14 protein-coding genes are annotated in these 15,559 nt (G+C 70.9%); 2 read left to right on the plus strand and 12 right to left on the minus strand.

Annotation, left to right across the window (positions count from 1 at the left end; translation table 11 throughout):
• The 12 genes from secD to pgsA all read right to left on the minus strand — a co-directional run bounded on the left by secD (window position 1) and on the right by pgsA (window position 11,242).
• Window positions 1-1,764: a protein translocase subunit SecD gene (gene secD / locus CRP56_RS07635; protein WP_179851296.1), complete on the minus strand. Its 1,764-nt coding sequence runs from the start codon at window positions 1,762-1,764 to the stop codon at window positions 1-3.
• Between the two features lie 129 nt (window positions 1,765-1,893).
• On the minus strand, window positions 1,894-2,409 hold the full coding sequence (yajC, locus tag CRP56_RS07640) for a preprotein translocase subunit YajC (protein ID WP_097261539.1): 516 nt from the start codon (window positions 2,407-2,409) through the stop codon (window positions 1,894-1,896).
• A gap of 199 nt (window positions 2,410-2,608) precedes the next feature.
• A complete protein-coding gene (gene ruvB / locus CRP56_RS07645; RefSeq protein ID WP_097261541.1) occupies window positions 2,609-3,682 on the minus strand; it encodes a Holliday junction branch migration DNA helicase RuvB in 1,074 nt (357 codons plus the stop codon).
• A 10-nt stretch (window positions 3,683-3,692) separates the two neighbouring features.
• The gene (ruvA, locus tag CRP56_RS07650) at window positions 3,693-4,298 is read right to left on the minus strand and encodes a Holliday junction branch migration protein RuvA (RefSeq protein WP_097261544.1); all 606 of its coding nucleotides are present in this window, start codon (window positions 4,296-4,298) and stop codon (window positions 3,693-3,695) included.
• Entirely contained in the window at window positions 4,295-4,861 is a 567-nt protein-coding gene (gene ruvC / locus CRP56_RS07655; RefSeq protein ID WP_097273818.1) for a crossover junction endodeoxyribonuclease RuvC, read from the minus strand. The genes ruvA and ruvC overlap by 4 nt, the downstream gene beginning before the upstream one ends.
• 111 nt (window positions 4,862-4,972) lie before the next feature.
• The gene (locus CRP56_RS07660) at window positions 4,973-5,725 is read right to left on the minus strand and encodes a YebC/PmpR family DNA-binding transcriptional regulator (protein ID WP_097261546.1); all 753 of its coding nucleotides are present in this window, start codon (window positions 5,723-5,725) and stop codon (window positions 4,973-4,975) included.
• A 48-nt stretch (window positions 5,726-5,773) separates the two neighbouring features.
• A complete protein-coding gene (gene pdxT / locus CRP56_RS07665) occupies window positions 5,774-6,379 on the minus strand; it encodes a pyridoxal 5'-phosphate synthase glutaminase subunit PdxT (RefSeq protein ID WP_059196403.1) in 606 nt (201 codons plus the stop codon).
• Window positions 6,379-7,284, minus strand: a complete 906-nt coding sequence (pdxS, locus tag CRP56_RS07670; protein ID WP_097261548.1) for a pyridoxal 5'-phosphate synthase lyase subunit PdxS — start codon at window positions 7,282-7,284, stop codon at window positions 6,379-6,381. The genes pdxT and pdxS overlap by 1 nt, the downstream gene beginning before the upstream one ends.
• A 115-nt stretch (window positions 7,285-7,399) precedes the next feature.
• Complete coding sequence (locus CRP56_RS07675; RefSeq protein ID WP_097261550.1) at window positions 7,400-7,942, minus strand: hypothetical protein; 543 nt, start codon at window positions 7,940-7,942, stop codon at window positions 7,400-7,402.
• 512 nt (window positions 7,943-8,454) lie between these two features.
• Entirely contained in the window at window positions 8,455-9,624 is a 1,170-nt protein-coding gene (locus tag CRP56_RS07685) for a glycosyltransferase family 4 protein (RefSeq protein WP_097261555.1), read from the minus strand.
• A complete protein-coding gene (locus CRP56_RS07690) occupies window positions 9,621-10,529 on the minus strand; it encodes a phosphatidylinositol mannoside acyltransferase (protein ID WP_097261557.1) in 909 nt (302 codons plus the stop codon). The genes CRP56_RS07685 and CRP56_RS07690 overlap by 4 nt, the downstream gene beginning before the upstream one ends.
• Complete coding sequence (gene pgsA / locus CRP56_RS07695) at window positions 10,526-11,242, minus strand: phosphatidylinositol phosphate synthase (protein WP_097261558.1); 717 nt, start codon at window positions 11,240-11,242, stop codon at window positions 10,526-10,528. The genes CRP56_RS07690 and pgsA overlap by 4 nt, the downstream gene beginning before the upstream one ends.
• A 216-nt stretch (window positions 11,243-11,458) precedes the next feature.
• Here pgsA and CRP56_RS07700 point away from each other — a divergent pair, with 216 nt between their 5' ends.
• Both CRP56_RS07700 and CRP56_RS07705 read left to right on the plus strand, forming a co-directional pair.
• A complete protein-coding gene (locus tag CRP56_RS07700; protein ID WP_097261561.1) occupies window positions 11,459-13,654 on the plus strand; it encodes an elongation factor G-like protein EF-G2 in 2,196 nt (731 codons plus the stop codon).
• A 236-nt stretch (window positions 13,655-13,890) separates the two neighbouring features.
• On the plus strand, window positions 13,891-15,558 hold the full coding sequence (locus CRP56_RS07705) for a hypothetical protein (RefSeq protein ID WP_097261563.1): 1,668 nt from the start codon (window positions 13,891-13,893) through the stop codon (window positions 15,556-15,558).
• The last annotated feature ends 1 nt before the right edge of the window (window position 15,559 follow it).

Here is a 15,559-nt window from a genome sequence, read left to right on the forward strand (position 1 = left end):
TCACGCCTCCTTCGTCTCAACGGGGGCGGCGGGACGGCGGGTGCGGCGCAGCGGCGGCTTGGCACCCAGGCTCTGCGGGTCGAGGCCGGACCACTTGCTGCCGCTCGCGAAGAACTTGCGGCGGGCCAGCAGCGTCATCAGCGGCTTGGTGAAGAAGAACACGACGACGACGTCGAGGACGGTGGTCAGACCCAGCGTGAACGCGAAGCCCTGGACCTTGCCGACGGTGACGATGAAGAGCACCGCGGCGGCGAGGAACGACACGAAGTCGGAGACCAGGATGGTGCGCCGGGCACGCGGCCAGGCCCGCTCGACGGCGGGGCGCAGGGAGCGGCCCTCGCGGATCTCGTCCCGGATGCGTTCGAAGTACACGATGAACGAGTCCGCGGTGATACCGATCGCCACGATCGCACCGCAGACGGCCGGGAGGTTCAGCGCGAAGCCGATGGCCGGGCCGAGCAGCGCCATGATCACGTAGGTGAGGATGCCGGAGACCAGCAGCGACGCCATGGCGACGACGGACAGACCGCGGTAGTAGAACACCAGGTAGAGGACGACCAGCCCGAGGCCGATCGCACCGGCGAGGAGACCGGCGTGCAGCTGGTCGGTGCCGAGTGCGGCGGTCACCGTGGTGACGCTCTGCTCCTTGAAGGAGAGCGGGAGCGCGCCGTACGACAGCATGTTGGCGAGGCTCTGGGCCTCCTCCTGCGTGAAGCTGCCGGAGATCTGGGCCTGGCCGCCGCTGATGGTCTCGTTGACGGTCGGGCTGGAGACGACCTCGCCGTCCAGGACGATGCCGAACTCGTTCAGCGGCTGGGTGTTCTGGGCGAGCTTGGCGGTGATGTCGGCGAACTTCTTGGCACCGCTCTTGTTGAAGTCCATCGTGACCTGCCAGCCCGCGGCGGTCTGCGTGTTGTAGACGGCACTGGCCTTGTCGACCTCGGTGCCGGCGACCTCGGCGGGGCCGAGCAGGTACTTGTACCAGACGCCGCCCATCTCGCCGCAGCCCACGGTCGGGTCCTCGGGCTTGGCACCCTCGCCGGCCTTGGTGCGGGCCGCCTTCTTGGAGCAGTCGAGGGCCGCGTACTGGGCCTGGAGCTTGGCGTCGGCGGTGTTGCCGGCGTCGCTGCTCGACGAGGCCGAGGGGCTCGGGGAGGACGAGGCGCTCGCGGAGGCGGACGGGCTCGCGTCGGCCTTCAGCGCGTCGGTGACGGGCCGGCCCTGCGTGGTGGCCGAGGCGGACGGGGAGGAGGAGGTGGCCTTCTCACCCGAGGCGCCCGACTTGCTCGCGGAGGGGCTCGGCGAGGCGCTGGACGAACCGCTGGCGGACGGGCTCGGCGAGGCGCTCGGCGCGGCCGGACCGGTGGCGTCCTGCGCCAGGACCGGACGGAAGTAGAGCTTGGCGGTGGTGCCGACCTGGTCCCGGGCTTCCTTGGAGTTGGTGCCCTTGGGGATGTTGACGATGATGTTCTTGTCGCCCTGGGTCTGCACCTCCGCCTCGGAGACGCCCAGACCATTGACACGGCGGTTCATGATGTCGACCGCGGTGTCCATGTTGGCCTTGTTGATCGCCGAGCCTTGGTCGGCCTTCGCCTCAAGCGTGATGCTCGTACCGCCGGCCAGGTCGATGCCCAGGCGCGGAGTGGTGTGCCCGGAGAGGAACATTCCCCCGGTGAGCGCCACGATGGCGATCAGGATCAGGGCCAGCGAGCGCCCTGGCTTGCTCTGGGCGCTCGCGCTCCGGCCCCTCTTAGGTGCTGCCACCTTCTCGTACTCCCTCTCGGGCCGCTGCGCGCCGGGTCTGCGGGCGGGCGGCCATGACATGGTGTCGATCCCGTGCGAGCTGCGTACTTCCGAGGGCGCGCGGGTGTGGCCCGCGTGCCTCGGGTACGACTACTTCGCGTCGGAGTCGCCGTCGGTCTTCTTCGGCGCGTCGTCCGTCTTCGCCTCGGCGGCCTCGGAGGTCTCGGCCTCATCGGCGGAGGCGGCCTCGTCGGCGGGCTCGTCCTTCTTGCCGAGGTCGACGGGCTTGTCGTCGGAGGCGGCGGCAGCGTCGGCGGCGGGCTCGTCGGTCTCGGTGAGGGAGGAGGCGTCGTCGGGGACGACGTCGGTCTTCAGGTCGTGCTCGATGCCGTGCACGATGCGGTTGTACTCGTCGTCGGAGAGGACGGCACCGATCGCGTTCTTCGCGAAGAGAAGTTCGACGCCGGGGCCGGCGTCGACGAGGACGGTGTCCTCGCCCACCTCCTTGACCGTGGCGTACATCCCCCCGATGGTGCGGACGCCACTGCCGGGCTGCATCTCATTCCGCATGGTGGCGGCCTGCTGCTGCTTCTTCTTCGCCGACCGGGTCATCAGGAACATGGCCCCGATGAGCACGATGAACGGGAGGAGGGTCACGAGACTCACGGGTGGGTACTTCCTTCACGCGACCGCGATGCTGAGCGGCCTGATGGTTGGGGGTTTTGTGCGCCGCCGACAAGGGCGGCATCGGCGGAGTCTAAGCGAGTCCGCGCGCATGGAACAACGCTCAGCATGGCACCCGGGTTCCTGGCCCGGCCAATGCCCCGCCGTCACAAACCCATCACGTCGGCCGCCGGACCTGCCGTCACGCCCCGAACAGGTCCTGTTGTCCGTTTCCTGCGCCCGTCGAGCGCGGCGGGGTCAGGCCGAGATGCGCCCATGCGGCGGGGGTGGCGACCCGGCCGCGCGGGGTGCGGGCGAGCAGTCCCTCGCGGACGAGGAAGGGTTCGGCGACCTCTTCCACGGTCTCGCGCTCCTCCCCCACCGCGACGGCGAGCGTGGACAGGCCCACGGGACCGCCGCCGAACAGCTTGAGCAGGGCTTCGAGGACGCCCCGGTCGAGCCGGTCGAGCCCGCGGGCGTCGACCTCGTAGACCTGGAGGGCGGCCGCGGCGATCTCGCGGGTGATCACGCCGTCGGCCTTGACCTGCGCGTAGTCCCGTACGCGGCGCAGCAGGCGGTTGGCGATTCGGGGCGTGCCGCGGGAGCGGCCGGCGATCTCGGCGGCGCCGTCGGTGTCGATCTCGACGTCGAGGAGGTTGGCCGAGCGGTGGATGACGCGCTGGAGCTCGGCGGGCTCGTAGAACTCCATGTGCGCGGTGAAGCCGAAGCGGTCGCGCAGCGGGGGCGGCAGCAGGCCCGCGCGCGTGGTGGCGCCGACCAGGGTGAAGGGGGGCAGTTCGAGCGGGATCGCGGTGGCGCCGGGGCCCTTGCCGACGATGACGTCGACGCGGAAGTCCTCCATCGCCATGTACAGCATCTCCTCGGCGGGCCGGGACATGCGGTGGATCTCGTCGAGGAAGAGGACCTCGCCCTCCTGGAGGGAGGAGAGGATCGCGGCGAGGTCGCCGGCGTGCTGGATGGCGGGCCCGGACGTGATGCGGATCGGGGCCTCCATCTCGGCCGCGATGATCATCGACAGGGTGGTCTTGCCGAGGCCCGGGGCGCCGGAGAGCAGCACATGGTCGGCGGTGGCGCCCCGCGCGCGTGCGGCACGCAGGACGAGGTCGAGCTGCTCGCGGACCTTCTCCTGGCCGATGAACTCGCCCAGGTCCTTGGGGCGCAGGGCGGCCTCGACGGCCTGGTCCTCACGGTCGGCGACGGAGGCCACCAGCCGTTCGTCGGCGGCGTCGGTGCCGGTCGTGTCGTCCCAGTTCACTGACGTTCTCCTAGCGGGCGCGGTTCAGGGTCTGCAGGGCGGCCTTCAGCAGCCGGCCCACCTGGGGCGTGCCGTCGGCGGCCTCGGCCTGCGGCGCCACGGCGGACACCGCCTCGTCGGCCTCGCGGGTCGCGTAGCCCAGGCCGATCAGGGCCGCGTGCAGTTGGTCGCGCCAGCCCTGGGTGACCGGGGCGCCGATCGCGGGGGCCCCGACCGGTTCGCCGAGGCGGTCCTTGAGCTCCAGCAGCAGCTTCTGGGCGCCCTTCTTGCCGATGCCGGGGACGGCGATGAGGGCCTTCTCGTCGCCGGCGGAGATCGCGCGGCGCAGGGCGTCCGGGGTGTGAACCGCCAGCATCGCCTGCGCGAGGCGGGGGCCGACGCCGCTCGCGGTCTGGAGCAGCTCGAAGACCTGGCGTTCGTCGTCGTCCACGAAGCCGTAGAGGGTGAGCGAGTCCTCGCGGACGACGAGGGAGGTGGCGAGCTTGGCGGGCTTGCCGAGGCGGAGCGTGGACAGCGTGTTCGGCGTGCACTGCACGGCCATGCCGACGCCGCCGACCTCGACGACGGCGGTGTCGGGGGCGAGCGCGGCGACCGTGCCGCTGACGAAGGCGATCATGCCGTACGGCCTTTCGAGGTGGCCCGTGCCGTGGGGGCGGCCGGTGCTTTCTTGGCGTGCAGGGCCACTGCCTGCTGGAGTCGGTTCTGCGCGGGGGCGCGCCAGATGTGGCAGATGGCGAGCGCGAGGGCGTCGGCGGCGTCGGCCGGTTTCGGGGGCGCGTCGAGGCGGAGCAGGCGGGTCACCATGGCGCCGACCTGGGCCTTGTCGGCGCGGCCGCTGCCGGTGACGGCGGCCTTGACCTCGCTGGGGGTGTGCAGCGCGACGGGGATGCCGCGGCGGGCGGCGCACAGCATGGCGACGGCGCTGGCCTGGGCGGTGCCCATGACCGTACGGACGTTGTGCTGGCTGAACACCCGCTCCACGGCGACGAATTCGGGCCGGTGCTCGTCCAGCCACTGCTCGATGCCCTGCTCGATCGCGACGAGGCGGTGGCCCAACTCGGCGTCCGCGGGCGTCCGTACGACTCCGACGCCGAGCATCGTGAGCGGCCGCCCCGCGACCCCCTCGACGACACCGACACCGCATCGCGTGAGACCGGGGTCGACCCCAAGTACCCGCACCACGCCCCCTCCCGCTCGATCACCTGTTTGTGCAGGCTATCGGGTGCCACCGACAATGCGACGGGCCGACGGGGTGTGTCCCGTCGGCCCGTTCGAATCCGGAGCGTCGGCTCAGGCGTCGACCTTCTCCATGACCTCGTCGCTCACGTCGAAGTTGGCGAAGACGTTCTGCACGTCGTCGCTGTCCTCCAGCGCGTCGATCAGCTTGAAGATCTTCTTGGCGCCCTCCTCGTCCAGCTCGACCTGCATGGTCGGGACGAAGTTGGCCTCGGCGGAGTCGTAGTCGATGCCCGCCTCCTGGAGGGCGGTGCGGACCGCGACCAGGTCGGTGGCCTCGCTGAGCACCTCGAAGGACTCACCGAGGTCGTTGACTTCCTCGGCGCCCGCGTCCAGGACGACCTCGAGGACGTCGTCCTCGCTCAGCTCGCCCTTGGGGACGATCACGACGCCCTTGCGGTTGAAGAGGTACGACACCGAACCCGGGTCGGCCATGGAGCCGCCGTTGCGGGTCATGGCGACGCGGACGTCGGAGGCGGCGCGGTTGCGGTTGTCGGTGAGGCACTCGATGAGCACCGCGACACCGTTCGGGCCGTAGCCCTCGTACATGATCGTCTCGTAGTCGGCGCCGCCGGCCTCAAGGCCACCGCCGCGCTTGACCGCGGAGTCGATGTTCTTGTTCGGGACCGACTGCTTCTTGGCCTTCTGGATAGCGTCGTAGAGGGTCGGGTTGCCCTCGATGTCGACGCCGCCCATCCGGGCCGCGACCTCGATGTTCTTGATCAGCTTCGCGAAGAGCTTGCCGCGCTTGGCGTCGATCACGGCCTTCTTGTGCTTCGTCGTAGCCCATTTAGAGTGGCCGGACATCTGCCTGTCTCCTTCGCGTAACCCTCTACATAACGAACGCCAGAGATCCTACAAGGACTCCGCCGTGCGGTTCGCGCGCACCATGTCGACGAACAGGGAGTGCACGCGGTGGTCGCCGGTCAGTTCGGGGTGGAACGACGTGGCGAGCGCGGTGCCCTGGCGGACCGCGACGATGTGGCCGTCGTGCTCGGCGAGCACCTCGACCTCGGCGCCCACGGACTCCACCCACGGGGCGCGGATGAAGACGCCCTCCACAGGATGGCCCGGAACGCCCCGCACGTCGACCTCGGCCTCGAAGGACTCGTTCTGGCGTCCGAAGGCGTTGCGGCGCACGATCATGTCGATGCCGCCGATCGTCTCCTGGCCCGAGCGCGGGTCGAGGATCTTGTCGGCGAGCATGATCATGCCCGCGCAGGTGCCGTAGACCGGCATACCGGCCCGCACGCGCGCGCGGAGGGGCTCCATCACGCCGAACAGGACGGCCAGCTTGGAGATGGTGGTGGACTCACCGCCGGGGATGACCAGACCGTCCACCTCGGCGAGTTCCTCGGGACGCCGGACCGGCCTGGCCACGGCGTCCGCCGCGGCCAGGGCGATCAGGTGCTCCCGTACGTCGCCCTGGAGTGCGAGCACTCCGATGACGGGATCGGTCATTACCAGCCTCGGTTCGCGTAACGCTCGGCCTCGGGGAGGGTGTCGCAGTTGATGCCGACCATGGCCTCGCCCAGGTTGCGGGACGCGTCGGCGATGATCTTCGGGTCGTCGTAGAAGGTGGTGGCCTTCACGATGGCGGCGGCGCGCTTGGCCGGGTCGCCGGACTTGAAGATGCCGGAGCCGACGAAGACGCCCTCGGCGCCGAGCTGGCGCATGAGCGCGGCGTCGGCCGGGGTGGCGACGCCACCGGCGGAGAACAGCACCACGGGGAGCTTGCCGAGCTCGGAGACTTCCTTGACGAGCTCGTACGGGGCGCGCAGCTCCTTGGCGGCGGCGTACAGCTCGTTGTTGTCGAAGCCGCGCAGCTTGGCGATCTCGTTCTTGATCTGGCGCAGGTGGCGGACGGCCTCGACGACGTTGCCGGTGCCGGCCTCGCCCTTGGAGCGGATCATGGCCGCGCCCTCGGCGATGCGGCGCAGGGCCTCACCGAGGTTGGTGGCGCCGCAGACGAAGGGGGTCGTGAAGGCCCACTTGTCGGAGTGGTTGACCTCGTCGGCCGGGGTGAGGACCTCGGACTCGTCGATGTAGTCGACGCCGAGGGACTGCAGGACCTGGGCCTCGACGAAGTGGCCGATGCGGGACTTGGCCATGACCGGGATGGAGACGGCCTCGATGATGCCCTCGATCATGTCCGGGTCGGACATCCGGGCCACGCCGCCGTCCTTGCGGATGTCGGCCGGGACCCGCTCCAGGGCCATGACGGCGACGGCACCCGCGTCCTCGGCGATCTTCGCCTGCTCCGGGGTCACGACGTCCATGATCACGCCGCCCTTGAGCTGCTCGGCCATGCCACGCTTCACGCGCGCGGTGCCGGTCTCGGGGGTCTGGTTCTCGGTGCTGGACACGGGTTGACCTCACTGATGTGAAAAGAGGATTTCTGCAGCACCGAGGAAACGTGAAGGGACCAGGCCACAGCAAGGGCCAATGGTGAGCCGGTGGATCGTTTTCCGTTCGACGCCGCTAGGCGGCCCGGTCCACCACGGCCGCCGGAGGCTCGTCGTCCATCTCGAACGCCATCGGGAACGGGGCGTGACCGGCCAGCCGGAACCAGCGGACCTTGCGGTGCTCGCGCAGCCGGCGCACCGCGCCGACGGCGTCGTTGTGGAAGCGCCGGGCCATCGGAACCCGGCGTACCGCCTCGGTCAGCTCGTGGATCGCAGCCTCTCCCCCGGGCGCCTCCTTCACCGTCTCCACCTGCGCGGATTCCGCGAACACGGCCCGCAGTGCCTGGCTCAGCTCGCTCTCGGCGACCTCCCGCTGCTCCTCCTCGGCCTGCCGGGCGGCATGGGCGGCCTCGTAGAGGACGATCGACGCGGCGGGGTCCAGGACGCCGGACGTCGCGAGCTCCTGGGCCACCGACGCACGGCGCAGCAACTGCGCGTCGAGCGCGGCGCGGGCGGCGTCGATCCGGGCGTGCAGACGGTCCAGCCGGCCTGCGGTCCAGCTCAAGTACAGGCCGATCGCCACGAGAGCGACGAGGATCCAGATGAGGGTTGCGGTCACGGGCGGCAAGACTACCGACGCACACCCACGGCCCTACGCGCCCCCGGGCCTCACGCCACACACTCCCGCGCCGCCCCCAGCCGCACCCGCGCCACTCATCTCCGCGCCCCCAGCCACATCCGCGCCACTCAGCCCAGCCCGGCCGCAGCCGCACCCACGCCACTCAGCCCAGCCCGGCCGCAGCCGCATCCGCGCCACTCAGTCCGCGCCGCCCCTAGCCGCGCCCGCGCCACTCAGTCCCGGCGCCAGCCCCCGCACAGCCCGCGCCACCCGCTCCGCGCCCCCCAGCCACGTCCGCACCACTCACTCCCGGCCGCCCCCAGCCGCGCCCGCGCCACTCACTCCCGCGCCAGCCCCCGCACTGCCCGCGCCACCCGCTCCGCGCCCCCCAGCCACGTCCGCGCCACTCACCCCCGGCCGCCCCCAGCCACGTCCGCGCCACTCACCCCCGGCCGCCCCCAGCCGCGTCCGCGCCACTCACCCCCGGCCGCCCCCAGCCGCGTCCGCGCCACTCACTCCCGCGCCAGCCCCAGCCGTGCCCGCAGCCCCGGCCCCCTGTCGTCGTCCGCCGCGGCCACCGCCGCCGCGCCCGCCGTGACCGTCTCGTAGACCGACAGGATGTCCGCGCCGACCGTCGACCAGTCGAAGCGTCGTACGTGCGCGCTGCCGCGCTCGCGCAGCTCCGCGAGTCGCTCCGGGTCGGCCAGGAGGCGTACGGCCGCCTCCGCGAGGTCGTCCGCGTCCTCGTTGGTGAAGAGCTCGCCCGCCGCGCCCTGGTCGAGGACCTGGGCGAAGGCGTCGAGGTCGGAGGCGAGCACCGGGGCGCCCGCCGACATGGCCTCGACCAGGATGATGCCGAAGCTCTCGCCGCCGGTGTTGGGGGCGATGTAGAGGTCGACGCTGCGCAGGAAGCGCGCCTTGTCCTCGTCGCTGATCATGCCGAGGAACTCGACGCGCGAGCGGAGTTCCGCCGGCAGCGTCTCCACCGCCTCCTCCTCGTCGCCGCGCCCCGCCACCAGCAGCCGGGTCTGCGGCCGCTCGGCGAGGATCCTCGGCAGGGCCCTCATCAGCACCGGCAGCCCCTTGCGGGGCTCGTCGATGCGGCCCATGAAGCCGATGGTGTCGCCCTGCCACTCCGGCTTGGGCTCGGCCTTGGCGAAGAAGCCGACGTCGACGCCGTTGGGGATCACGACCGCGTCGCCGCCGAGGTGCTCCACCAGCGTTCGCCGGGCGTACTCGCTCACCGCGATGCGCGCGCTGATCTTCTCCAGGGCGGCCTGGAGGATCGAGTACGCGGCGATCATCGCCTTGGAGCGCGGGTTGGAGGTGTGGAAGGTGGCGACCAGCGGGCCCTGCGCGGCCCAGCAGGTGAGCAGGCCGAGGGAGGGCGAGGACGGCTCGTGGATGTGGACGACGTCGAACGCGCCGTCGTGCAGCCATCTGCGCACGCGTGCCGCGCTCAGGAACCCGAAGTTCAGCCGGGCCACCGAGCCGTTGTACGGCACCGGCACCGCGCGGCCCGCCGAGACGACGTACGGCGGCAGGGGGGTGTCGTCGTCCGCCGGGGCGAGGACGGAGACGTCATGACCGAGACGGATGAAGTACTCGGCGAGATCACGGATGTGGAACTGGACGCCGCCCGGCACGTCCCAGGAGTACGGGCAGACGATGCCGATCCTCACGAGGGCGCCCTACCGGGATCGAGATCCTTGAGCCACAACCGCTGCAGCATGTGCCAGTCCTCCGGATGGTCGGCAATGCCCGAGGCGAAGGCATCGGCCAGCGCCTGTGCCATGACAGACGTCTTTTCCGCCCGCGTACCTGACCCGGGCACCTCGATCGGGGGATGCACCCTGCCCTGCATCACCGGCGAGTCGTCGTACCAGAGCGTCACGGGGAGCAGCAGCGCCCCGGTCTGCTGGGCGAGGAGCGCGGGCCCGGCGGGGATGCGGGTCGCCTCGCCGAAGAACTGGACCTCGACGCCGGACGACGACAGGTCGCGCTCGGCGACCAGGCAGACCAGGCCGCCGTCGCGCAGCCGCCGGGCCAGGGTGCCGAAGGCGGAGCCGCCGCTGTGCGGCAGGACCTCCATGCCGAGGCCCTCGCGGTAGGCGACGAAACGGTCGTACAGGGTCTCGGGCTTGAGTCGCTCGGCGACGGTCGTGAAGGGCGTCTCCAGCTTGGTGGTGACCCAGGCGCCGGCGAGGTCCCAGTTGCCCATGTGGGGCAGCGCGAGGATGACGCCCCGGTCGGAGGCGATGCCGTCGGTGAGGTAGTGCACGTCCTTGGGGTCGAAGCCCGTCTTCACGCGCTCCGCGCTCCACGCGGGCAGCCGGAAGGACTCCATCCAGTAGCGCAGGTACGAGCGCATGCCCGCGCGGGACAGCTCGGCGAGCCGCTCGGGGCCCGCGTCGGGCACCACACGCGCGTAGTTGCTCTCCAGCCGCTGGACGCCCTTGCCGCGCTTCTTCCAGGCGAGGTCGGCGATGGTCTGCCCGAGGCGCACGGCGACCGGCTCGGGGAGCTTCTTGACCGCTCCCCAACCGAGGCCGTACAGGGCGTCGGTCAGCCGGTCCTTGGCGCTCACTTCGCCGCCTCCTGCGCGGCCGCCGCCTCGTCGGCCTCCGCCGATTCACGGCGGACCGTGACCACGCGCTGGATCAGGGTTACCAGACTGCCGACCGCGACGATCCACAGGGCGACGGGCAGCAGGTACTGGATGCCCGGCACACCGAACTTGTGCAGACCGGCAAGACCGGCCGCGACCAGGGAGATCACCAGCCGCTCGGCCCGCTCGACCAGCCCGTTCACCGCGACCGGCAGCCCGATCGCCTCGCCCCGGGCCTTGGTGTACGACACCACCTGGCCGCTCGCCAGGCAGAAGATCGAGACGGCGCACAGCGCGATGTCGTCGCCGCCACCGGCGTACCAGAGGGCGAAGCCGCCGAAGATCGCGCCGTCCGCCACCCGGTCGAGCGTGGAGTCCAGGAAGGCGCCCCAGCGGCTGGAGCGGCCGAGCTGGCGGGCCATGTTGCCGTCGACGAGGTCGGAGAACACGAAGAGCGTGATCACGATCGTGCCCCAGAAGAACTCGCCCATGGGGTAGAAGACCAGCGCGCCCGCGACCACCCCTGCGGTGCCGAGGAGGGTGACCGTGTCGGGGCTGACGCCCCTGCGGATCAGAAACGCGGCGAACGGTGTGAGGACACGCGTGAAGAATGCACGCGCGTACTTGTTCAGCATGGCCTTCCCGAGGGTCGGTGTCGCCGCGCGGCCCCTGCTGACCACCGGCTGGCCCATCGTAGTCACGCGCGCGCGTGTGCGACCGCCGGGCACCCGAGCCCCGTGTCACGTCCCCGTGGCGTGCGGGTAACGGCGCGATCGCGTCCGCCGTATGGACGCACCGTGACGAGAGTGGAAAGCTCGAAGAACCGCGGGCGTCACCGGAGCCGCCATCGCACGCGGATCCGCATGTCCGCGCCCACAGTGACCTCACCGTGCACGGGAGGCAGGACCATGGGCGACAAGGCGAACGCACACCCCGGAGCCGCCGGCAGGGCAACAGCGGCCGACCACCCCGCGTCCATACGGAATGTGGTGCTGGTCGGCCACTCCGGATCGGGCAAGACGACATTGGTGGAAGCCCTCGCACTGACCGCGGGGGCGGTGAACCGGGCGGGCCGCGTGGAGGACGGCGGCACCGTATCCGACTACGACGAGATCGAGCACCGGCAGAATCGTTCGGTGCAGCTCTCCCTGGTGCCGGTCGAATGGGACGGCATCAAGGTCAATCTTCTGGACACCCCCGGATACGCCGACTTCGTGGGGGAGCTCAGGGCCGGTCTGCGAGCCGCGGACGCGGCCCTTTTCGTCGTCTCCGCCTCGGACGGCGTGGACGGCTCGACCCGCATGGTGTGGGAGGAGTGCGCGGCCGTCGGCATGCCGCGCGCGATCGTGATCACGCACCTGGAGGCCGCCCGCGCGGACTTCGAGGAGATGACCCGCACCTGCGCGGAGGCGTTCGGCGGGGACGACCCCGACGCCGTGCTGCCGCTCTATCTGCCGCTGCGCGGCCCCGAGGGCCCCGACGGGCACGCGCCCGTGACCGGGCTGACCGGGCTGCTGTCGCAGAAGCTGTTCGACTACTCCTCCGGCGAGCGCAAGGAGTCCGAGCCGGGCGAGGACCAGTTGCCGGAGCTGGAGGAGGCCCGCAACCGGCTGATCGAGGGGATCATCTCCGAGAGCGAGGACGAGACCCTCATGGACCGCTATCTCGGCGGTGAGCAGGTCGACGTCAAGACCCTGATCGAGGACCTCGAACGGGCCGTCGCGCGCGGGGTGTTCCACCCGGTGCTGGCCGCCGCACCCGCGGCCGAAGGGGGCAAGCAGGGGCTCGGCACCGTGGAAGTGCTGGAGCTGATCACCCGCGGCTTCCCGACGCCGTTCGAGCACCCCACGCCCGGCGTGACGACCATCGACGGCAAGCCGCGCGAGATCAAGGCTTGCGACACCGAGGGCCCGCTGGTCGCGGAGGTCGTCAAGACGTCCTCCGACCCCTATGTGGGGCGCGTCTCCCTGGTCCGCGTCTTCTCCGGCACCCTGCGCCCCGACGAGACCGTCCACGTCTCCGGGCACGGCCTGGCCGACCGCGGCCACGAGGACCATGACGTCGACGAACGCGTCGGCGCCCTGTCCACGCCCTTCGGCAAGCAGCAGCGCCCGGTGACGCACGCCATCGCCGGGGACCTGGTGTGCGTGGCGAAGCTCAGCCGCGCGGAGACCGGCGACACCCTCTCGGCCAAGGACGACCCGCTCCTGATGGAGCCCTGGCGGATGCCCGACCCGCTGCTGCCGCTCGCCATCCAGGCGCACAGCAAGGCGGACGAGGACAAGCTCTCGCAGGGTCTGTCCCGGCTCGTCGCCGAGGACCCGACGATGCGGCTGGAGCAGAACCAGGACACCCACCAGGTGGTGCTGTGGTGCCTCGGCGAGGCCCACGCCGACGTCGCGCTGGAGCGGCTGCGCAGCCGCTACGGCGTCCAGGTCGACGTCGTACCGCACAAGGTCTCCCTGCGGGAGACGTTCGCCGGCAAGTCGGGCGGGCGCGGGCGGCATGTGAAGCAGTCCGGCGGGCACGGGCAGTACGCGATCTGCGAGATCGAGGTGGAGCCACTGCCGGGCGGCTCGGGCATCGAGTTCGTGGACAAGGTCGTCGGCGGCGCGGTGCCGCGGCAGTTCATCCCGTCGGTCGAGAAGGGCGTAAGGGCCCAGGCCGCCAAGGGAGTTGCGGCCGGCCATCCGCTCATCGACGTGCGGATCACGCTGCTCGACGGCAAGGCGCACTCGGTGGACTCCTCCGACGCCGCCTTCCAGACGGCGGGCGCGCTGGCGCTGCGGGAAGCCGCGGCCGACGCGAAGATCCATCTGCTGGAGCCGGTGGCCGAGGTGAGCATCCTGGTCGGCGACGACTACGTGGGCGCCGTGATGAGCGACCTGTCCGGGCGGCGCGGCCGGGTGCTGGGCACCGAGCAGACCAGCGGCAACCGCACCCTCGTCAAGGCCGAGGTGCCGGAGATCGAGATCGGCCGGTACGCGGTCGACCTGCGCTCCCTGTCCCACGGCACGGCCCGCTTCCACCGCTCCTACGCCCGGCACGAACCGATGCCGGCGCAGATCGCCGAAAGGATCCGTGAAGAGGCCCGCGATTCCTAGCAGTTGGCGCCGGGCACGCTCCAAGTGACCTTTGTGGGACGCGCCAAGAGACCTTTGTGGAACCCTCCGAGTGACCTTTGCGGAACGCTCCCCTCCGAGTTGGCGGGCGGCTTCGGCCGTCCGCCGACGAATGTCGGTGGCTGCGGATACGCTGATGACCTGATCAACAGGTGTGCGAAGCAAGCAAGTCGGGAAGGCCGCAGGAGCGACGACCATGGCGGCGATCGGGGGCGGGAATGACCGTTGATGCCGGTTACGAGAGCGTCTTCGGACCACAGGTGCCCCGCACGGGGGACGAGAGCCAGACGGCGACCTTCGCCCTGGCCTCGGCGGCGTACCGGGACAATCTGGTCGACGACATCAAGAAGGCCGACAACGAATGGCACAAGACGACGGTCAAGGAGGGCCAGGGCTGGACCGGCGGCCTGTTCAAGCCCAATCTCGGTGAGGCGTTCTCCCGGGCCGTGATCGACCGCATGATCGGTGGCGGCCGCAAACCGCTCATCCAGTCCTTCGGCACCGAGCCCCAGGTCGTCGTCGACCACTGCCTGGCCGCCTACCGCCTGCGGCGCGCGCGGGACCTGCGGCTGTCCACGGTCATGCTGCTGACCGGCGTGCTGTTCCTGCCCGGCCTGCTGGTGTGGCTCCTGGTGTTCGTGATCCGCACGACCATCGACAAGAACCCGAACAAGCGCGCCTCCGCCGCGGCCACCGCACTGCTGGTGGGCGTCGGTGCCCTCGCCGTCCTCTTCCTGATCAAGATGCCGTTCACCGGTTTCTGGGGCCTGTACGCACGCGCGTGCGTGGTCGCCCCCGTCATCGGCTGGTTCTGGGCCAAGCAGATCTGCGACAGCGCCGCGAAGGACCTTCGCGCCCGCTGGGACGGACTGATCGCGGGCAGCAGCGTCGGCGCCCAGGTGCCCGAGGCGGTGCCGAGCAGCCCCGGCGAGACCCAGGCCGAGCAGAAGCGCCAGTCCCTCGCCCGCCTCAGCGCCGAGCAGCAGTCCAACCACGTCTTCTACGCCGGCCCCAAGGGCATCCTCGGCATGGGCACCCGCTGGGGCAGCTGGCAGCTCGCCGAGGACCTCATCCCCGCCGACCCGACCCGGGAGATCCACCCCTTCCGCAGCTGGGACGTCATCCGCAACATCGAGGCCCGGCTGCGGATGCTGGAGCGCAACACCATCAACACCGGCGGCTTCCCGAAGGCGTCCATACGGCACTGGATCGTCTCCCCCATCGGCGAGAACGCCAACGCGGTGACCCGCACCGAGCAGTCGGCCGACATCGAGGCGTTCCAGCACCGCCAGCACTCGATACAGGACATCTGCAACAAGCAGCAGTTCGGCAGCGGCGACCGGCACTACCTCGGCGTGCAGTGGACGCTGTGGGACGGCCAGCTGATCCTCACGATGATGATCACCGTCACCGTGCTGCACGAGACACTGCGCATCGAGGTGACAGGACATGCGCTCGGCCCGGTGAACTCCCTGTTCACGGGCAAGTCCGAGGCCCCCACGAAGGAGGTCGCGAAGTCCTTCAAGCCGTGGGAGACCCGCAAGGTCAACCTGCCGCTGGTCCCCACCGACGAGGTCGTACGACTGACCGTGCGCGCCCCGCTGACCTGGTACCCGCCCCTGCTGAACTGGCTCGGCGGGACCATCGTCCTCCCCGAGCCGTTCGGCCTGCGGCACGTCTGGGCCGACCAGCCCTGGCGCCACCGCTTCATGGCCGACGACGCCATGCGCGCCGCGACACCGGTGCTGCGCGTGGTGCACGCGGCGGCGATCAAGGTCCTGGAGGACAACGGCGTCGACACGGAGAAGTTCGGCACGAGGTCGGCGTTCCTGAGCACCGCGATCCAGGACCCGTCGCCCAAGAAGGCCGACCTCTACGACGCGTAGC

It is taken from the genome of Streptomyces sp. TLI_55, assembly GCF_900206255.1.
Classification (GTDB): Bacteria; Actinomycetota; Actinomycetes; order Streptomycetales; family Streptomycetaceae; genus Streptomyces; species Streptomyces aquilus.